Annotated in this window: 21 protein-coding genes; 13 read left to right on the top strand and 8 right to left on the bottom strand. The window is 63.9% G+C overall.

The window, feature by feature from the left end; genetic code table 11:
- Window positions 1-72 precede the first annotated feature (72 nt).
- From BWP39_RS12645 to BWP39_RS12660, 4 genes are all read left to right on the top strand, one after another.
- A complete protein-coding gene (locus tag BWP39_RS12645) occupies window positions 73-1,221 on the top strand; it encodes an FAD-dependent oxidoreductase (protein WP_207556787.1) in 1,149 nt (382 codons plus the stop codon).
- Window positions 1,218-2,762: a rhomboid family intramembrane serine protease gene (locus tag BWP39_RS12650; protein WP_096720616.1), complete on the top strand. Its 1,545-nt coding sequence runs from the start codon at window positions 1,218-1,220 to the stop codon at window positions 2,760-2,762. The genes BWP39_RS12645 and BWP39_RS12650 overlap by 4 nt, the downstream gene beginning before the upstream one ends.
- Window positions 2,763-2,904: 142 nt before the next feature.
- Window positions 2,905-4,623, top strand: a complete 1,719-nt coding sequence (gene dhaK, locus BWP39_RS12655; RefSeq protein WP_096720618.1) for a dihydroxyacetone kinase subunit DhaK — start codon at window positions 2,905-2,907, stop codon at window positions 4,621-4,623.
- A 159-nt stretch (window positions 4,624-4,782) separates the two neighbouring features.
- Window positions 4,783-5,151 carry an RcnB family protein gene (locus BWP39_RS12660; protein ID WP_096720620.1) on the top strand — a complete coding sequence of 123 codons (369 nt, stop codon included), beginning with the start codon at window positions 4,783-4,785 and terminating at the stop codon, window positions 5,149-5,151.
- Window positions 5,152-5,369: 218 nt separating this feature from the next.
- On the opposite strand, the gene BWP39_RS12665 is transcribed toward BWP39_RS12660, so the two are convergent.
- Window positions 5,370-5,843, bottom strand: a complete 474-nt coding sequence (locus BWP39_RS12665; protein ID WP_096720622.1) for a hypothetical protein — start codon at window positions 5,841-5,843, stop codon at window positions 5,370-5,372.
- A gap of 25 nt (window positions 5,844-5,868) precedes the next feature.
- Window positions 5,869-6,213 (bottom strand): hypothetical protein, encoded by a 345-nt coding sequence (locus tag BWP39_RS12670; RefSeq protein WP_096720624.1) that lies wholly within the window; start codon window positions 6,211-6,213, stop codon window positions 5,869-5,871.
- A 296-nt stretch (window positions 6,214-6,509) separates the two neighbouring features.
- On the opposite strand from BWP39_RS12670, the gene BWP39_RS12675 reads away from it, so the two are divergent.
- Window positions 6,510-7,457 (top strand): choline ABC transporter substrate-binding protein, encoded by a 948-nt coding sequence (locus tag BWP39_RS12675; protein WP_096720626.1) that lies wholly within the window; start codon window positions 6,510-6,512, stop codon window positions 7,455-7,457.
- A 29-nt stretch (window positions 7,458-7,486) separates the two neighbouring features.
- Here BWP39_RS12675 and BWP39_RS12680 read toward each other — a convergent pair whose 3' ends face one another.
- Window positions 7,487-8,242 (bottom strand): DeoR/GlpR family DNA-binding transcription regulator, encoded by a 756-nt coding sequence (locus BWP39_RS12680; RefSeq protein WP_096722504.1) that lies wholly within the window; start codon window positions 8,240-8,242, stop codon window positions 7,487-7,489.
- Window positions 8,243-8,333: 91 nt separating this feature from the next.
- On the opposite strand from BWP39_RS12680, the gene BWP39_RS12685 reads away from it, so the two are divergent.
- From BWP39_RS12685 to BWP39_RS12690, 3 genes are all read left to right on the top strand, one after another.
- The gene (locus BWP39_RS12685) at window positions 8,334-8,936 is read left to right on the top strand and encodes an NUDIX domain-containing protein (RefSeq protein WP_096722506.1); all 603 of its coding nucleotides are present in this window, start codon (window positions 8,334-8,336) and stop codon (window positions 8,934-8,936) included.
- 206 nt (window positions 8,937-9,142) lie between these two features.
- A complete protein-coding gene (locus BWP39_RS31730; RefSeq protein ID WP_157915141.1) occupies window positions 9,143-9,289 on the top strand; it encodes a hypothetical protein in 147 nt (48 codons plus the stop codon).
- 101 nt (window positions 9,290-9,390) lie between these two features.
- Window positions 9,391-9,888, top strand: a complete 498-nt coding sequence (locus BWP39_RS12690; protein ID WP_096720628.1) for a lysozyme inhibitor LprI family protein — start codon at window positions 9,391-9,393, stop codon at window positions 9,886-9,888.
- A gap of 140 nt (window positions 9,889-10,028) precedes the next feature.
- On the opposite strand, the gene BWP39_RS12695 is transcribed toward BWP39_RS12690, so the two are convergent.
- Complete coding sequence (locus BWP39_RS12695; protein WP_096720630.1) at window positions 10,029-10,619, bottom strand: BPSL1445 family SYLF domain-containing lipoprotein; 591 nt, start codon at window positions 10,617-10,619, stop codon at window positions 10,029-10,031.
- A gap of 171 nt (window positions 10,620-10,790) precedes the next feature.
- Between BWP39_RS12695 and BWP39_RS12700 the strand changes: the two genes are divergently transcribed.
- The 3 genes from BWP39_RS12700 to BWP39_RS12710 all read left to right on the top strand — a co-directional run bounded on the left by BWP39_RS12700 (window position 10,791) and on the right by BWP39_RS12710 (window position 12,195).
- Entirely contained in the window at window positions 10,791-11,297 is a 507-nt protein-coding gene (locus tag BWP39_RS12700) for an NUDIX hydrolase (protein ID WP_096722508.1), read from the top strand.
- Window positions 11,298-11,613: 316 nt separating this feature from the next.
- Window positions 11,614-11,901 (top strand): hypothetical protein, encoded by a 288-nt coding sequence (locus tag BWP39_RS12705; RefSeq protein WP_096720632.1) that lies wholly within the window; start codon window positions 11,614-11,616, stop codon window positions 11,899-11,901.
- Window positions 11,902-11,961: 60 nt separating this feature from the next.
- Window positions 11,962-12,195 (top strand): DUF6723 family protein, encoded by a 234-nt coding sequence (locus BWP39_RS12710; RefSeq protein WP_096720634.1) that lies wholly within the window; start codon window positions 11,962-11,964, stop codon window positions 12,193-12,195.
- A gap of 49 nt (window positions 12,196-12,244) precedes the next feature.
- Here BWP39_RS12710 and BWP39_RS12715 read toward each other — a convergent pair whose 3' ends face one another.
- The 4 genes from BWP39_RS12715 to BWP39_RS12730 all read right to left on the bottom strand — a co-directional run bounded on the left by BWP39_RS12715 (window position 12,245) and on the right by BWP39_RS12730 (window position 17,419).
- Window positions 12,245-13,762, bottom strand: a complete 1,518-nt coding sequence (locus BWP39_RS12715; RefSeq protein WP_096720636.1) for an amino acid permease — start codon at window positions 13,760-13,762, stop codon at window positions 12,245-12,247.
- Window positions 13,763-13,841: 79 nt separating this feature from the next.
- Window positions 13,842-15,281, bottom strand: a complete 1,440-nt coding sequence (locus BWP39_RS12720) for a gamma-aminobutyraldehyde dehydrogenase (protein ID WP_096720638.1) — start codon at window positions 15,279-15,281, stop codon at window positions 13,842-13,844.
- Window positions 15,282-15,572: 291 nt separating this feature from the next.
- Complete coding sequence (locus BWP39_RS12725; RefSeq protein ID WP_096720640.1) at window positions 15,573-16,490, bottom strand: LysR family transcriptional regulator; 918 nt, start codon at window positions 16,488-16,490, stop codon at window positions 15,573-15,575.
- Window positions 16,491-16,597: 107 nt separating this feature from the next.
- Entirely contained in the window at window positions 16,598-17,419 is an 822-nt protein-coding gene (locus BWP39_RS12730; protein WP_096722510.1) for an SDR family NAD(P)-dependent oxidoreductase, read from the bottom strand.
- Between the two features lie 117 nt (window positions 17,420-17,536).
- Between BWP39_RS12730 and BWP39_RS12735 the strand changes: the two genes are divergently transcribed.
- Both BWP39_RS12735 and BWP39_RS12740 read left to right on the top strand, forming a co-directional pair.
- Window positions 17,537-18,487: a GlxA family transcriptional regulator gene (locus tag BWP39_RS12735; RefSeq protein WP_096720642.1), complete on the top strand. Its 951-nt coding sequence runs from the start codon at window positions 17,537-17,539 to the stop codon at window positions 18,485-18,487.
- Between the two features lie 123 nt (window positions 18,488-18,610).
- Complete coding sequence (locus BWP39_RS12740) at window positions 18,611-18,826, top strand: FmdB family zinc ribbon protein (RefSeq protein WP_096722512.1); 216 nt, start codon at window positions 18,611-18,613, stop codon at window positions 18,824-18,826.
- Window positions 18,827-19,129: the final 303 nt, after the last annotated feature.

The following is a 19,129-nucleotide window of genomic DNA, read 5'->3' on the forward strand; positions in this document are numbered from 1 at the left end:
TTTCTGCGGCATGCGGGCGCAACACTGGCGGTCGCTTCAACAGCGGTCACCGCATCGTGTGCCAGGCAGCCCGTGGCAACCGCACCAGCATCAGCACCTGCTCGCGACACCACCACACCACCGCTCACCACCCGCATGCAGCCGGACGACGTCGTACTCGCGCCGATCAGGGCGCAGGTTGACCGGATCACCGGCATCTATGTCTGCACGCGGCCGTTCCGCGCCGCCGGACCGCGCATCGAAATGGAACGCGTCGGGCACACGGCGATCGTGCACAACTACGGGCACGGCGGCAGCGGCTGGTCGCTGTCGTGGGGGTCGAGTGCACGGGCGCTGCGCATTGCGCAGACCACCGGTGTGCGCAATCTCGGCGTGATCGGTTGCGGCGCGCTCGGTCTGACTTCCGCGCTGCTCGCACAGCGGGCCGGGCTCACGGTACGCATCTACGCCAAAGCGCTGCCGCCCGATGTCTATTCGATGCGCGCCTCCGGGTTGTGGACACCCGACTCGCGCATCTGCGACGCGCAGCATGCGGATAGCTTGGGTGCGACCTGGGAGGAGATGACGCGCGCGTCGTTCGGCATGTACCAGAGTTTGCTGGGTCTACCTGGTCAGCCGATCGAGTGGATCGACGGCTATTCGCTGTCCGATACACCATTTAGCCAGCGCGGCGAAACCGTATCCGACGAACCGGCCTACGGCGAACTCTACGACCGCGTGCGCGATCTCACGCCGCGCTCCGTGGTCCTGCCGCCGGGAAGCTATCCGTTTCCGCAGCCTCATGTGCGCCGCTACACCACGCTGATGTTCAACATCAGCACCTACGCACGCATGCTGATGACCGATTTTCTTGCGGCCGGCGGCAAGATCGAGGTGCGCGAATTCAACCAGCCGCACGAACTGCTGAAGCTGCCCGAGCGCACGCTGATCAACGCGACGGGCTACGGCGCAAAAGCATTGTTCGCCGACGATTCGATCGTGCCGGTGCGCGGTCAGACTGCACGACTGATTCCGCAGCCGGAAGTGAAATACGGCTTGAGCACGCGGCATATCAGCGTGGTGCCGCGCAGCGACGGTGTGATGGTTCAGGTACTCGGCGACACCGGCAACTACAACAACAGCGACCTCACGCCGGACCGCGCGGCATCCGAAGCAGCGGTTCGACAAGTCGCGGAACTGTTCGAGCAGATGAAGCATGGGACCACGGTGAAGAATTCATGAGCCGCGAGGAACCCACCTGGGGACTTGAAGCCAACCGCGTCCCAGGCACCGCCGTCGAATCTCCCAAAGCCGATCGCTATGACATCGCCTACGGTTCGGGGCTTTATCAACGGCGCGGCGAATATCGCGCTCGCTCGTTCAGCGCGCGTGGCGCGATCCTGTTCACAGGCCACGACGTGCGCATCCTCGCACTGGCCCCGCGCACGTTCGGCGCCAACGTCGAAATCGACCTGCAGTTGCCGCTGCGAGACATTCACAACGTCGTCGTGACCGGCAGGCTCGTGCGTTTCGAAGCCGCAGCCGAATCAGGCAAGCCCCGCATGATCCTGATCCAGGCGCAGAGCCGGCCCGACGCGCGCGCGATCGCCGCGCAGCTACCCAGCACGATGACACCCCGTTTCGCTGCCGAAGCGGCGACGCTGGAGCGCTTCCTCGACGGCGTGGAAACGCGCACGCCCTACATCTGGGTCACGTGGGCCATCATCGCGCTCAATGTGCTCGTGTATGCGGTCATGGTGGCCAATGGCGCGGGCTTCCCGAAGACCCGCAGCAGCGCGGCGCTCGCTTTCGGCTCCAATTTCGGCCCCGATACGCTCGATGGCGAATGGTGGCGACTGATCACGTCGACGTTCATTCATTTCAGTCTCACGCACGTCGCGTTCAACATGATCGTGCTCGCCCAGGTGGGCATGATCGTCGAGCGGCTGTTCGGCAACGTACGGTTCGCCGCGCTCTATCTGTTCGCGGGGCTCACGGCGAGTCTCGTCAGCCTGTACTGGCATCCCGACCTCAACAGCGCTGGCGCCTCGGGTCCGATCTTCGGCCTGCTCGGCGCGCTGCTGGCCTATGTCATCCGCTACCGCTCGAGCATGCCCGCCACGATCCGCGCGCAACGGTTTCGCGCCGCCATTCTCGTCGTGGCCTTTGGCCTGTTCAACGGTCTCACGAATCGCGGTATCGACAATGCGGCCCATGTCGGCGGTTTATGTGCGGGGTTGGTGATGGGCTGGCTGCTGGCCCAGCCCATCGATCCGGCCGAAGCGCGCGGCGATCCGCGCGACACCGCACTCCTTGCAGCCGCGCTCGCGGCATTCGTCTCGGCGGCGCTCGTCTTCCTGGCGGTGCGCTCGAATGCAAGTCCCGAGGCACGCGAGGAACGCGCTTTCACACTCGCGCTGCAGCAGCAGTCGGCGGCGGAACAGAACGCACTCAAGGATCTACAGAGCGTGGCAAAAATGGCCAACGTGCCATCGCAGCGCACCGAGTTCGAATCGAAGATACGCACTACGCTCTGGCCGGAGTGGGATGCGCTGTATCAGCGGATCAACGCCACGCCGCTGCCACCGGGCTCGGCGCGCGCGCCACTGCGAGCCGCGGTGCTTCGGTACTACGACGACATGCGCCACGCGATGCTGGGGCTCGCCGATGCTTCCACGACGCATGAAAGCATCGATTCGCCCCATGCGCAGAAGATCAAGGCTGTGCTGGAGGATGCGAAACGCGAGCATGCGTTGATTGTGAAGCTGGCTGCGCAGCGCTGAGAAAGGCCGGAAAATTCCTGCGTTAGTGCAGCCCCGCCACTAGCCGATTTATCATGTCCGGCAACCGCGACAGGCACGCAAACAACGCCGGCCGTCTCGAACCCGTCCAACACTTCCAAGCCTTCCGAGGACCCACCCGACCATGAAAAAGCTCATCAACGAGGTTGCCGCCGTCGTGCCCGAGATGCTCGACGGACTGGCCGCGCTCAACCCGGGCCTGGCGCTGCTGCAGGGCACCACGATCGTCGTGCGTGCGGACGCCGAAGCGGCCGCCGCACGCGGCGAGGTCGCGCTGATTTCGGGCGGCGGCTCCGGCCACGAACCGGCGCACGGCGGCTATGTCGGCGCGGGCATGCTGAGCGCGGCCGTCGCGGGCGAAGTGTTCACATCGCCATCGGTCGACGCGGTGCTCGACGCGATCCGCGCCGTAGCCGGCCCCGCAGGCGTGCTGCTGATCGTCAAGAACTACACCGGCGACCGTCTGAACTTCGGCCTCGCCGCGGAAATCGCACGCGCTGAAGGCATCCCCGTCGAGATGGCAGTCGTAGCCGACGACGTGGCGCTCTCGGCAGGCGGCGCGCACGCGGGGCGCCGCGGGCTCGCCGGGACGGTGCTGGTGCACAAGATCGCCGGTGCGGCAGCCGCCGAAGGCCGCTCGCTCGACGAGGTCGCGCGGATCGCCCGCGCCGTCGCCGCTGAACTCGGCACGATGGGCGTCGCGCTGACGTCCTGCACGGTGCCGGCCGCGGGCAAGCCAGGGTTCGAGCTGGCCGACGACGAAATCGAATGGGGTCTCGGCATACACGGCGAACCCGGCGTGCAGCGCGGCACGCTCGAACCGGCCGACCGGATCGTCGAGCGTCTGCTCGCACAGATCGCCGACGATCGATCGCTGCGCGCCGGCGACCGCGTCGCGCTGCTCGTCAACAACCTGGGCGGCACGCCGTCGAGCGAACTGAGCATCGTTGCCGGTGCGGCGTTGCGCTATCTCGGCACGCGCCATCTGCAGGTCGAACGTGCGTGGGCCGGTACGTTCCTGAGCGCGCTCGAGATGGCCGGCATCTCGCTCACGTTGCTGCGCGTCGACGATCAACGGCTTGCATGGCTCGATGCCCCTGCGCAGACGAGCGCGTGGCCGACCTCGGGTGGGCGCGTGGCGCGGGCCGCGGCAAAGCCTGCGCGTGGCGCTCATGTCGCGCCGGGCAGCCGGCACGTCGCCGGGCTCGCACCCGGTTCGACCCTGCGCCGGGCCATCGAAGCGGTATGCGCGTGCCTGCTCGGAGCCGAACCGGTGCTGACCACGATGGATCAGCGCGTTGGTGACGGCGATCTCGGCATCAGCCTGGCGCGCGCCGCCCACGGCATCCTTGACGAGATCGATGGCTATCCAGCGGCCACATCGCCGGGTGCGGTATTGCGTGCCCTGTCCGCGACGGTCCGGCGCGTCGTGGGCGGCACCTCCGGGCCGCTCTATGCAGTCATGTTGTTGCGTGCGGCTGCGGTACTGGACGCGGCGCACGTGGCCCCGGCTGCCGGTGACTGGTCGGCGGCATTCACCGCTGCCGTCGATAGCCTGATGGAACTGGGCGGCGCCCATCCCGGCGACCGCACGATGGTCGACGCGCTGCATCCGGCAGCCGTTGCACTGAGGGTCTCGCTCGCCCAGTCGGGCTACATTGGCGCGGCATTACAGGCCACCGTCGAGGCAGCCAGCGCAGGTGCTGCGAGCACCGCCTCGATGCAACCGCGCCTGGGCCGCTCCAGCTACGTCGGCGATCGCGCACTGGGTTTTGCCGATCCCGGCGCGCATGCGGTGGCCCTGTGGCTCGCGGCCATCCGCGATGAACTGGCCCGTCACTGACCGTTCATGCGACGCTCACACGATCCATGCGATCATGTGTCGGCGTCATCGCATTGCCGCGTGACGCAACGCTGGCCGTGTCACCTACCCCGCTGGATTGGGGCTTGTGAACCGACACGGCCTGTACCGTCATCGACTCCTTTATCGAGAGACACGGACATGAAGACAAAAACGATCGCACAGCTAGTCCTGGTTTCGCTGCTGGGAACAACTTCAGCCCTCGCCGTTGCCCAGCAACGTCCGGATGGCCCGCGGCAAGGCCCGGAGCACGGCGGCCCACGTGGTGGCCATGGCTACCATGATGCCGATGTCCGCAGAGACGGCGGCCCGATTCCGCATAGCGACTGGCATCGCGGCGAGCGGCTCCCGGCCGAATACCGCGACCGCAATTACGCCGTCGACGACTGGCGCGGCCACGGGCTACGCCAGCCGCCGCGCGGCTATCACTGGGTCGGGGTGAATGGCGATTACGTGCTGGCCGCCATTGCCACGGGCGTCATCGCGGACGTGCTCGTCTCGGGGCAGTAAACCGGGAGCTTGTTCGACCGATAGCAGCAGACTGTCCGCCACGCGGCAGTCTGCTTGTGTTTTCCATTACACGCACAGTCCCGCCGACATCGTCCTGTGAGCACCGCCACACACGACGCACTTCACGACCTGCTCTGCCGCTTCCAGCAAGCATTCGATACGCACGACTGGGACCTGCTGCGGCAATGCCTCACTGCGCGCATTTACACCGACATTAGCTAGCGTGTGCGCCGAAAAACCCGCACCGGCAAACGCGCACGAAACGCAGCAATACACCTGTCACGCTCATCGTCCTGCATTTCATTCAGGCGGATTTTCACGCGCGTAGGTTTGGCCGTGCCGGCAACGTTGTGCTTGCGGTAGTAGAGCGTCAGCAGTGTGTCGTTCTGCTCCACCTGCGTCACTTCTGAATAGAGCACCGAATGCCAGCCCACCGCCGGCGCGACCTTCGTTTCGAAGTGATCGTGACGAAAGGTCACGCGCGCGCTCTTCAGTCTCCAGACGCTGACCACAAGCATCACAACCGCCGACGTACCGAGACCGCCTATGCCACTCAGGCCATACAGATCGTCGAACGTCACGACCAGAAAGATCGAGACGAGCAGCAGGATGGCGCCGAGCACGATCATCGACGATGCACCGCGTGTCGCGCGTACTTCCAGGATGTCGGGCATCCGGCCACCGTCGCTCATGGTCGCACCCGTGCCGGAACCGGCGTCATGCAGAGGGTGGCGAAGCGTCGCCGCCGGGCGCGAGCTTGCGGCGCGCGTCGAGATCGTTGCCGAGACTTTTGATCACGTTGCGCGCACCGATAATCGCCACCAGTCCCACCGGAATCACAATCACCGAACCGACGATGACCATGATCGCGCCGGGCTTCTTCTTGCCGGTGAGGATCAGGATCAAACCCGCTAGAGAAAGCACCCAGAAAAACACCAGCACATACAGCAGGATGCTCGTGATCGATGGTGGCAAACCCATGGCGGCCATGTCCGCGAAATCGGAATAGGCCGCGTACGACATCAGCAGATTCGCGAACAGGCCAATCACCACGATCCACATAGCGCCCTCCCTTTCCTGGTCTTACCGAATGTTTTATCGAATGTTCTTGCGAATCTCAATGCGGCTGCGATTGGCGGGGCCAATCTAGCATATCCACTGAGTGCCTCAAAGGCCGGGCTCGTGCCGCGGGCGTCGATGATGTGCTTATTTTTGCAAACTTGTGATTTTGTGTATTTGAATTTATGCTCTTCCCAACCACGCGGAACCTGGGTTGCCGGGTCCGCGAGCGATGGGCGTCCGATGTCTGCGCCGACCTTTCTCACGCTTCCCACGCTTCCCATGAAGGAGACCACTTGATGAAACGCGTCGTACAACTGGCTGGCGCATGCCTCGCATCGCTTGCGCTGCTCGGCAGCGCCTACGCGCGAGACCCCGAAGCCTGCCGGAGCGTGACGTTCGGCGATGTCGGCTGGAGCGATATCGCCGCGACCACGGGCATCGCTAGCGCGCTGTTGCAGGATCTCGGCTACCAGCCAACCAAGACGATCGCGTCGCCGCCCATCGTCTTCGCCGGGATCAAGAAAAAGCAGATCGACGCGTTCCTCGGTTACTGGGACCCGAGCATGACATCGACGGTGGTGCCTTTCGTGCAGGCCGGTGCGCTCAAGGTGCTGGAGCGGCCGAACCTCGTGGGCGCGAAATACACGCTGGCGGTGCCCGCCTATGCCGCCGACGCGGGTCTGAAGAGCTTTGCCGATATCGCGAAGTTCAGGGATCAGCTCGACGGCAAGATCTACGGAATCGGTGCGGGCAATAACGGCAACGCGCATGTGCAAAAGATGATCGACACCAACCAGTTCGGGCTGGGCGGTTTCAAGCTGGTGGAGTCGAGCGAGGCGGCGATGCTGGTGCAGGTCGGCAGACAGATCCGCGATCACAAGATGATCGTGTTCCTCGCGTGGGAGCCGCACCCGATGAACGTCGACTACAAGATCGCCTATCTGAGCGGCGGCGATGACGTATTTGGTCCGAACTACGGCTCGGCAAAGGTCTTCACCGTCGTGCCGACCGACTATATGGAACGTTGCCCGAACGTCGGCCGGTTACTTACGAACCTGCAGTTCACCACCGATCTGGAAAACCATCTGATGGTGCCGATCATGGATCATCAGGACCCGACCGTAGTCGCACAGGGTTGGCTCAAGAGCAATCCGCATGCGCTCGATGGATGGCTGGCCGGTGTGAGCGCGTTCGATGGCAGTAACGGGATCGCGGCGGTGAAGCACGCGCTCGGTGTGCAATAAGCGTGCAATAAGCACACGATAGCGCACCGCTAGGCACGCACCACGGCAATGCCAGCCTTTTCGAACGGCCGCATCAGCGCGGCCTCGGTACCCTTCTCGACGATCATGGTCTGCGCGAGCGTGATCTCGCCGATCGCGTACTGGGACGCGGCATTGAGCTTGTCCGCCGATGCCAGCACGACCGTTTCCGCGGCCCGCGCGGCGAGCGCGCGCTTGATGTAGGCCTCTTCGAGATCGCCGGTGCTCAGTCCCGCCTGCGGATGCACACCGGTCACGCCCATGAAGTAGAGGTCGGCGCGAATGTGCGCCATGGCCTCGACGGCCGCGGCGCCGACCGTCACTACCGAATGCTTGTAGAGCCGCCCGCCGATCACGATGACCTCGACCGAAGGATGGTCGACGAGCGCCACCGCGACGCTCGGGCTATGCGTAACGATGGTCGCGCGCAGGTCGGCTGGAAGATGGCGTACGAGTTCCGCAGACGTCGTGCCGCCGTCGATGATCGCCACATGCCCCGGCCGGATCATCGCCGCAGCAGCCTTACCGATCGCGCGCTTGGCCGCCGATTCGATGCCTTGCCGCTGCGCAAACGGCACAACCGCCGACGAAGCCGGCAACGCGCCGCCATGCACCCGTTGCAGCAGCCCTTCCCCCGCCAGTTCGCGCAGATCGCGCCGCACGGTGTCTTCCGACACGTCGAAGGTCTCGCTCAGTTGCTTCGCCAGCACCTGGCCGTCGCGTTTGAGTGCCTGCAGGATGGCTTTCTTGCGTTGGGTCGTCAGCATGGTTGCAGATTCGTCATTGCACGAATTTTCTTGATTTTGCACGAAATCGCACGATACCATGGCGGCTCCGCGCTGTCGAATGGAGCCGCCGATGCCTGCCATCAAAGATCTCGTTACGAAAGACCGCGTCCGGATCGTCAGCACGACGCTGCTGTCCGACGACTGGTACGTGCTGAAGAAAACCGCGTTCGACTTCCTGCGCGGCGACGGCACCTGGCAGCGCCAGTCGCGCGAGACCTACGACCGCGGCAATGGCGCGACGATCCTGCTGATCAACCGCACGGCGCGCACGGTCGTGTTGACGCGCCAGTTCCGCCTGCCTGCGTTTATCAATGGACACGACGGCATGCTGATCGAAGCAGCCGCGGGACTGCTCGATAACGCATCGCCGGAAGAGCGCATCCGCGCGGAGGCCGAAGAAGAAACCGGTTACCGCCTGAGCAATGTGCGCAAGGTCTTCGAGGCCTACATGAGCCCCGGTTCGGTCACCGAGAAGCTGTACTTTTTCATCGGCGACTACGATGCGTCGAAGCGTATCGGCGCAGGCGGCGGTGTGGCTGCCGAAGGCGAGGACATCGAGGTGATCGAGATGCCGTTAGCCGATGCGCTGCAGGCCGTCACGCGCGGCGAGATCGTCGATGCGAAGACCATCATGCTGCTGCAGTACGCGGCATTGCATGAAAACATCGGGTGAGACCACGCATCGCCAGCGTCTTTCGTTTCCTTACCCGCGCCCACTCCTTCCACGCCGCAACACCCCGTAAGCCCCATCCGACATTCCACGCTGTTCCCCACATTCCATCGCAGCGACATCACCATAATTCGATCCGAACGTGATCGAGCGACGCCGCACGGCGCAGCGCTCAGCGTATCGAGGGCACTCTCTGCGGGCATCGGAACATGCGGCGATCCATCGTTGGTTTATTCATCGTTTCCCTGCTGACTCTGCAGGGCTGCGCCACGTCGTGGCAGACGTTCCTCGCGGGCAGTGCGGTCGGAGCGGTGGCGGTCGTCAGCGGCATCGCCTGCACGGTCACCTGCCACTGACGACGATAGAAGCACACCCCATTGCAACGCAGAAGCCCCACCCGGCAAGCCGGATCGAATCACTTGAAGCGGCCTTTAAACCCCTAAACGGAGCGATCAGCATGAGGACCAAGACCCTTATCGACACCATCGGGCAAGCACGCCGCGCCCGGCATTCTCTCGGCGCAGCAGTGCTGCTGGCGGCACTGTCGGCGGGCAGCTACGCCACACTCGCCCAGGCGGCGAGCTTTCATTGCCCGAAGAATGCGTCGAGTTCCGAACAGCTCGTGTGCGGCGACCCGACGCTGTCGTCGCTCGACGACAAGCTCGCCACCGTCTATCAACGCGCGAAGGATGCGACGCCCGACCGCGATGCGCTCGAAGCGGACCGCGTGAACCAGTGGCAATGGCGTCAGCACAACTGCAAGGACAAGACCTGTGTGGTCAACTGGTACAACCGTCGTATCAGCGAACTCGAAGCCGACCTCAATGAAGGCCAGCAGGCCCAGGTGCTTGCGCTGAAGACGAACGTCGCCGCGCAGGACCTCGACCCGTCGGCGCGGGATGCCATCCTCAAGCTCAAGGCCGCTGACCGCGCTTCGCTACACGCACAGCAGTAAGTTTTCAGCGTGCGGTGGGGGCGTCGTCGCCGCCCCTCAGCGGTGGTGCGACAGGTGCTGGCGAGCCGGTGTCCTCGTCATCGGAAGCCATGAACCGCCAGCCGCGAGGATCTGCCCTCGCGGTCCCATCGCACGTGTTTTTAGATGACGAGCCGCGAGATCTTGGTCCCTTCGAGCGAGATGCCAGCCATCAGCCCAGCGTTGGTCAGCACGAACGCCTCGACCGGACTGGCCGCCGTCGACGTATCGATGTTGCCGTTCGCACCGACCTTCACGACGGCGACCGTCGCATCGGCGCCCGCCGCCCAGCCCTGGCTTTGCAGGAAACGATCGAGCGCTTCCTGGTTCATGAACGCGAAGATGATCGCTTTCGACTGCGCGCCGATCTGCAAACCAAACGAACCGCCCACCGTGGTGTAGTAGCTCGTCGTGCGTCCGTCCACGCGCAGCGCGCCCTCACCGTATTGCCCGCCGATCCAGAAGCCGGCCGCGATCACCGACGGGAACACCAGCACGCCACGCGCCTTGCCGATCAGTTCGCGCGAACCGTTGACCGAGTTGTAGAGACGCGCAAGCGTGGAGTCGATACCCGTGTTGATCGTCGCGCGCTTCGCGGTGTCTTCGCTCGTGCCGTCCCGTGCGCTCAGCGACGTAGTCGTACAGCCCGCAAGCGCAAGACCGCCCGTTGCAAGAATTGCACTGCTGCCCGCGATGAATTGACGTCGACGCATGGTGGTGTTTCCTTTAATAAAGAGTTATCGCATTGAAGTCTGTTTTCGATTCGTCCGCAACCGGTTGGGTACACTCGGTTTCCCCGATATCATCGATAGCGGAGTATGCATCGATAGACCGACGCAGGCACAAGAAGTGCAAAGACATCCGACACTCTGGACGAAATGGCAATGAAGCATAGAGCGACGGTGATCTGTCACGAGGCCGGCCATGTGCTGCTGGTCGCACGGACATTGAGCCGCTGGGCGCTGCCGGGCGGCAGGGTCAAGCCCGGTGAAACGCTGCGCGACGCAGCGCTGCGCGAACTGCGCGAGGAAACGTCGCTGCAGGCGATGAATGTGACCTATCTGTTCCAGTTCGGCGGTATCCGCACCCGGCACTACGTGTTTGTCGCGACGCTGCCGGGCGATGCCATCCCGAAGCCCGCCAACGAGATCGAACGCTGCGGCTGGTTTCCGGTCAGCCGCATCGCGTCGCTGCCCGCGAGCGTTTCGACCCGCGGCATCGTGCAACTGATGGGGCACGCAATGGGAGCGCTCAAACGGCCGCACGAAGGAATGCGCGCCGCGCGGCGCCGGCTGCGCAAACAGAATGCCGGCACGCTCGGGGCCTACGAGCATGCGCCGACGAGGAAGCGCGGCCACGCCGCAAAACGCGGCAAGCGGACGCTCCGATAAGCAAAACCCGCTCCTGGCCGGGTGGTACACTCCGTGCATCGCTTCGACTTTTACGTCGTATGAGTGTCGATTCCCGCCCTGTCGCGCGTGTGCGCGACACGCCGAAATCCTCTTCCCCTACCCCGTTCATTCAGGTTCGTTTCCAGAGGAAGCGACAGTCCGACAGCCCGGTCTCCTGGCCGCCGATCCAATCCCTGCGCTGCGCGACGGCGGGTTCATTGTGGAACCCGCGGCGCGTGCCACCCGACCGATCCGTTCGCCGTATGCTCGCGACGCCCTGTCACGCCCGGCGGCAGCGCTAACCCTGGACTTCATCATGAACGACACTGTCAGAACTTACCGAGGTCTCGAGATTCATCCACTCGTTTATCCTCATACGCCGCGCGGCGCGACCGGATCGTATGACTACGCCGCGGGCTTCGACGCCGCCGTAAAGATATGCCGCCGCGGCGACGACGACTCGCAGACCGCGAGCCGGGTGTACCCGATTCCGCAGCAGACACCGTTCATGTCGGCGGGTGAGGCGCGCAAGGCATCGACTGCATACGCCGAGCGGCTGATCGATGGTGACGTGGACGGGCAATCGGTTCACGACATAGGTTGATGTCGGTGCTACCCGGCAAAACTCGCCACAAAACACGCGACACAACTACAGGAGCCTCCCATGCAGCACCCTGAGCGCAGCCCCGACAATTACGCGGTGGCCGCATCGTATCGACGGACGTCGAGCGGTTCCATTCCGACGCTGAAAGTGATCCGCCTGTCCGACAAGCGCGTGATCTATCCGTTTCGCGGCTGTGCGGACATGCCGCTGTGCGCGGATGCCGAAAGCGCCATCAGTTTTGCCGAGACCTACGGGCGGCAACTGGTCGACGGCGATATCGCCGTGCCGGAATGAAACCGCGCTGCCGTTGGCAGCGCGTGTCGACAGCTTCAATGCTCTAGCTTCAGGACCCCGCTGCCTCGACGTCGGCGGGTAGTTCCTCCTTCACTTCGGGCGGCCCCGTAAAGCGCGAGCGCACCCCGAGCCCATACCAGCACACCGCCATCGCCACCACCAGCGCGAAGCTGATGTACAGCACCTTTTCGTTGGGCGGCTGGATGCCGACGTACACCAGTACGGCCCCGCCGAGCACCGCCAGCAGCGCCACCGGTTTCGACCAGACGCCAAGGTTGAACGGCCCCTTGTGCACCCACGTACGACCTTCCGCGCTGAGCCCCGCGGCCACCGGCATCACATACGACACATAGAGAAACACCGCGCTGCCCGTCGACAGCACCGCGAACGCATCGCCGTATAGCGTCACCGCAATGGCCAGCACCGCCGACACCCAGATCGCCGTACCCGGCGTGCGATGCGTATCGTTGACGCGACGCAATGCACGCGATGCGGGCAAGCCACCGTCGCGTGCGAACGCATACATCATCCGCGAGCACGAGGTCAGGCACGCGAGACCGCACAGATAGTTCGACAGAAAAATACCGATGCCGAGCGGTACGCGCAGCCATGACGGCAGTGTGCCGAGCAGCGCGTTGAAAAAGCCGCCGCCGGCTTTCACGCCTTCCTTGATGTCGGGCATCACCAGCAGGAATGCGCAGACCATGATGTAGCCAAAGAGCGCGGACCAGCCTACCGAGCGCAACATCCCTTTCGGTACATTGCGCGCGGCGTCGTGGGTTTCCTCCGAGGTGTGCGCGGACGCATCGAAGCCGGTGATCGTATAGACGGTCAGCAGCAGACCAGACAGGAACGCCGACAGCATGCCCTCCTTGGGCCACGCACCGCCGTCGAAGCCGGTGTAGTTCGTGAAGTCGACGAGCCGGCCGAAATCGAACGGTGTCTTCGAAAAACCGAGTAGCGCCAGCGTGAGAATCACCGCGATCGCGAAGATCAGATAACCGGAGATATCGGTGAGCAGCGTCGTGATCTTGATACCGCTGTGATTGAGCCACGCCTGGCTGAACGTGATGACGGCAATGAAAGCGGTCTGATGCCAGAACGTCAGCGAGTCGGGGTTGATGCCGAACAGCGGCGCCACGAGCGTCTTGAAGAACGGATCGTAGACGCCGAAATTCACCGATGCGACGACGAAGATCAACCCGAGCAGGTTGAACCACGCAGTCGCCCAACCCCAGCCCTTGTTGCCAAGAATCGAACTCCAGTGATACAGCCCGCCCGCGGTCGGGTACGACGACGCGATCTGCGCCATCGCGGCCGCCACGACGCCCGCGAACAGCGCGCCGAGTGGCCAGCCGATCCCGACCGACGCGCCGCCCGCCGCGCTCAATGCCTGTGGAAACGCGGTAATACCGCCCGCGAGAATGCAGATGATCGAAAACGAAATCGCGAAATTGGAAAAGCCGCCCATCCTGCGCGACAGTTCCTGCTTGTAGCCCATTCTTTGCAGTTGCCTGGCGTCGTGGTCGAGCGCGCCTGGCGCGTCGCCCTGCTGCAGAGGTTCCATGATTTACCTCGTGATCGGTTGGACTACCAAGGTGGATGAACCAAAGGCCACTACCGCTACGTGACCTGGCACTACGGCACTACTCGAACTTCGCCATCACATGACGCGCGCACGTATAGTCTTCGAGCGCATACACCGACATGTCCTTGCCGTAGCCGGAGCGTTTCATGCCGCCGTGCGGCATCTCGCTCACCAGCATGAAATGCGAGTTGATCCAGGTGCAACCGTATTGCAGTTCGGCGGCGACCTTGAACGCGCGGCTCACGTCGCGGGTCCAGACCGAACTGGCGAGACCGAAGTCGGAATCGTTGGCCCAGTCGATTGCCTGCGCGGGGTCGTCGAAGCGCGTCACCGACACGACCGGCCCGAACACTTCGCGCCGCACGATCTCGTCGGCCTGCAACGCTCCGGCGATCACCGTGGGTTCGTAGAAGAACCCGCGCGACCCGGCGGCCTTGCCGCCCGCCGTCACTTCGATATGACTCTGGCTCGCTGCACGCTCGACGAAACTCGCGACGCGACTCCGCTGGCGCTCTGAGATCAGCGGTCCCATCTCTACGCCTTCGCTATGCTGCTCGCCGAAGCGGATCGTGCTCACCGCGCTCGACAGGTCCGCGACGAGCTTCTCGTAGATCTTCGGCCCCGCATATACGCGGCACGCCGCCGTGCAGTCCTGCCCTGCGTTGTAGTAACCGAACGTGCGCAGCCCCTCGACCACCTGTTGCAGATCGGCATCGTCGAACACGATGACCGGCGCCTTGCCGCCCAGCTCGAGATGCGTGCGCTTGACAGTGCGCGACGCGGCCTCGAGCACCTTCTGTCCCGTCGATACATCGCCGGTGATCGAAATCATCCGCACGTCCGGCTGCGAGATCAGCGGTGCGCCGACCGTGTCGCCGCGCCCGGTCACAACGTTGACCACGCCCGGCGGAAAGATCGCGGTGATGAGTTCAGCGAGCTTGAGCGTGGTGAGCGGCGTTTGCTCGGACGGCTTCAGCACGACGGTGTTGCCCGCTGCGATGGCAGGTGCGATCTTCCACGCGGCCATCATCAGCGGGTAGTTCCACGGCGCGATCGAGGCCACCACGCCGAGCGGATCGCGCCGAACCATGCTGGTATAACCCGGCAAATATTCACCGGCAAGCTGACCGTGCTGCGTGCGGCATGCGCCCGCGAAGAAGCGGAACACATCGGCGACCGCGGGAATTTCATCGTTGAGCGCGCCCAGATAGGGCTTGCCGCAGTTCAGCGATTCGAGTCGGGCGAATTCGGTTGCGCGCGCCTCGATCGCGTCGGCGAGCTTGAGCAGCAGCGTCGCGCGATCCTTCGGCACGGTCTTCGCCCACGTGGGGAACGCCTGGCGCGCCGCCGCCACTGCCGCCTGCACCTGATCGATCGACGCTTCGGCCACTCGCGCAATGGTTTCGCCAGTGGCGGGATTCAGGATGTCCTCGAGCTCGCCTTCGCCCGCGATCAGCGCACCGCCGATCAGTAGTCCGGTCTGTTCAAGTTGTTCCATGTGCCTGTCTCTCATGTCGAAGAAAGGAAGGGGCTGCGGCCGGTCGCATGGCAAGAAGCGTGACTACCCATTTAAAGACGACCGCGAATGGAGCGATTCTAGGGTCACGATTTTTTTGAGCGCCAGCCCGAAACGCAGATACGAGTCATCTGGAAAACCGAATCTGCAATGGCATTCAGTGACGTGTTGCGGTCGCAGCAACGCACGGCTTGCGGGATTACCCTCAAACGCACTGCAACATGCCGCACTGCCTTCCGCCAAACAGAATGCAGTGTGAGCACTATCGGAAAACTATATGGGGGATTTCGCGTGGCTGCGCGTGTATTCGCGGGCGACGACGAGAAAATTCTGCGCCGTCTCGGACTGGGTGAGCCCGCGTCGCCATGCAATGCCGATGTCGATCTTCGGCATGTCCTCGGCGATATCGCGGACTTCGAGGCGATCGCCATCGAGCGACCATGGCCGGTACAGGATGTCCGGCAGGATCGCGAGACCCGCGCCGGTCGCGACCAGACTGCGCACCGCCTCGACCGACGCCGTGCGCATCACGACGTTCGGCTTGAGCCCGGCTGCGCGCCAGTACGCGGTGGTGTTGTCTTCGAGTTCGTCGACCTTCAGCATGATCATCGCCTCGCTGGCGATGTCGCGCAGCGACACGCTTTCCAGCCTGCGCAATGCATGGTTGGCCGGCATCCATAGTCGCCACGCGGCACGGATCAGCGATTCGCTTTCGATTGCCTGAACGTTCTCGATGTTCGACGCGATCAAGACGGCGACGTCGAGTTCGCCGTTCACGAGCAGGTGCTCGATATAACTGCGCTGGTCTTCGGTGACGTTGATCTGTACCTGCGGAAATACGCGCCGGTAGTGATCGAGCAGATACGGCAGAAAGTAGCCGGTCATCATCGTCGTGACGCCGATGTTCAGGCGCCCTACCACCGTGTCGGGCCGCGACGACATCGCCTGTTCGGCGTTGCGTACGGCGACGAGAATCTGCTGGGCGTGACGCAGGAACTGATGGCCGGCATGGGTGAGCACCATCCCGCGTGCATGGCGCACGAACAGCTGCGCGCCCACTTCGGTCTCCAGACTTTTGATCGCGTCCGTGATGACCGATTGCGAAATGTTCAGCGACTGCGTCGCCCCCGTGATCGATTCGGCTTCGGCGACGGCAATGAAATAGCGCACGCTTCGGAGTGACAGGGACATGGGCGTCGACCGGGGCAACGAAGCGCAAAGTATATCGGAGCCACTGGAGTGAACTCCGGTGGCTCCGTCGTGCCTTCATGGGCTCATGCGGTCACGTCGTCATGCTTTCACGCGGCATGCAGACCGTAGCGCGCGGCGGGCTTGCTGTGCGACAGATTAGGCGCAAGCGCCGCACGTGCCGATTCGAACGCGGTCCAGTCGGCAAGCTCCGGCAGCGACGGCACCGTCGCGAGTTCGCCCTGATCGAAACCCGCGAGCGCCGCGTCGACGAGATCGCCTGCGCTCATCACGATGTCTTGCGGCAGGTTATCGACCGGATGACCCGCCACGTCCCAGAACTCCGTACGCGTCGCGCCCGGCAAAACCGCCTGCACACGCACGCCCTTCGCGCCGAGTTCGTGATGCAGCGACTGGCTGAACGCGAGCACGAATGCCTTGGTCCCGCCATAAACGCCGTTGAGCACCTCCGGCGCCACCGCAACGATCGACGCGATGTTGACGATCGCGCCAGCACCCCGCGCGACGAACTTCGGTGCGACCGCGTACGTGAGTCGCGTAAGCGCGGTCACGTTCAGATCGATCATCGCTTCCATCTGGTCTGCATTGGAATCGAGCAACGGCGCGGCACCGCCGATGCCCGCGTTGTTGACGAGCAGCGTGATGCTCGAATCCGTGCGCAGGATTTCCTCGATGCGACGCACGTCCTCGCGCTTGCCGAGATCGGCCGCGACGACTTCGATCGAGCGGCCGGTCGCGTCCGTCAGGCGGCTGGCCAGGGTGTCGAGCCGTTCGCGGTTACGGGCGACCAGGATCAGGTCGTAGCCGCGGCGCGCGAGACGGTCCGCATAGACCGCGCCGATGCCCGATGAAGCGCCGGTAATCAGCGCGGTGCCAAGGTGTTGCGTCGTGTTGTTAATTGCGGTGCTCATGTCTGTTCTCCAGTAAGGCCGACCGGTATCGGTCTGCATGAAACCGAGAATAGAGGCATAATCGAGCGGCACAAATGTCATAAATGCCTCTTTTTAGGACATCGCTGGAGCAAACCCATGCTACGTATCGGACTCGTGCTGTATCCCGGTTTTCAGGTGCTGAATCTCTCCGTCACGACGGTATTCGAGTTCGCCAACATCACCGCGGGCGAAACGCACTACGACGTCGTGCTGCTGTCGCCGCGGGGCGGCCCGGTGCTGAGTTCGGCAGGCTTTGCGGTGGCGACCGAGGCCTTCGACGACAGCCGCTTCGACACCGTGCTGGTGGTCGGCGACAACGACGTATCCGAGCCGCCGCCCGGGTTGACCGAATTCCTGCAACGGGCGGCGCAAACCGCGCGGCGCATCGGTTCGACCTGCACCGGGGCATTCAACCTGGCGCAGGCCGGCATCCTCGACGGGCGACGCGCGACGACGCACTGGGCGTTTGCCGCGCAGTTCCGGCGCACCTACCCGGCGGTGAAGCTGGAGGAAGACCGCATCTTCATCATCGACGGGCCGGTGTGGACTTCAGCGGGGATGACCGCCTGCGTCGACCTCGCGCTCGCGCTCGTCGAAAAAGACCTGGGCGCCGAACTCGCGCGGCTCGTCGCGAAGAAGCTCGTGGTGTATCACCGGCGCGCGGGCGGCCAGTCGCAGTACTCCGCGCTGCTCGATCTCGAACCGCGCTCCGATCGCATCCAGACCGCGCTCGTCTACGCGAAGCAGCATCTGCATACCGAGCTGTCGGTCGAGCAACTCGCGCAAGCCGCGCATCTGAGCCCGCGGCAGTTCAGCCGGGCGTTTCGCTCGGAAACCGGACAATCGCCAGGGAAAGCCGTCGAACATCTGCGCATCGAAGCCGCACGGCTGATGCTCGAATCGGGCCGGCATCCGATCGATGTGATCGCACGCGACACCGGCTTCGGCGATCGCGAACGGATGCGGCGTGCGTTTTTGCGGGCGTTCGGTCAGCCTCCGCAGGCGATCCGGCGTGCGTCGCGTACCGAGGATGAGCAACCCGCGTGAGCGCGGCGCGCTTGACGTGCGCATGAGGTGCGCGGCCCGAGGAAATTCTCGTGGCTTGCCGATAGAATGTCGGCAGCCATGCGCGTTGCGCGTTGGAAGGGCCGTCGAACCAGTGAGAGCGTGATGCCGATTTACGACTATGAGTGCGCGGATTGCGGTGCCTTCGAGGTGATGCGCCGCATCGCGGAGCGCGATGCTCCCGTTGATTGTCCGCAGTGCGGTGGCGCGGTCGATCGTATCCACACCGGTGCGCCGATGCTCGCCACCGGCGACAGCGATGGTAGCGATAACCAAGGTTCGTACGGCATGCGACACCGCGCAGGATGCTCGTGCTGCTGACGACGCGAACACCATGCGCGGCAGAAATTACCGTTCTCGCAAACACGTAGGCCGCGCTGCAGGGAATCTACTTAATGTAGGGTCCCTATGTTCAGTGATGCCAACTCAGCGGATGATTCATGCCATAAATCAAGCATGAATTACGGGGTAAAAAATGCTGCTCGCTTTTCTGATCGCCTCGCCAGTGGGCATCGTGGCACTCGTTGCGTTCGCATCGTTCGTCGATCCTTCAAGTGGCCATTTCCGCCGTCGATAAGTCGCGCACCCCGGCTAACCACCGGGGTTTTCCTGCGCGGCGAACCG

This window comes from Paraburkholderia acidicola (assembly GCF_002362315.1).
Lineage (GTDB): Bacteria > Pseudomonadota > Gammaproteobacteria > Burkholderiales > Burkholderiaceae > Paraburkholderia > Paraburkholderia acidicola.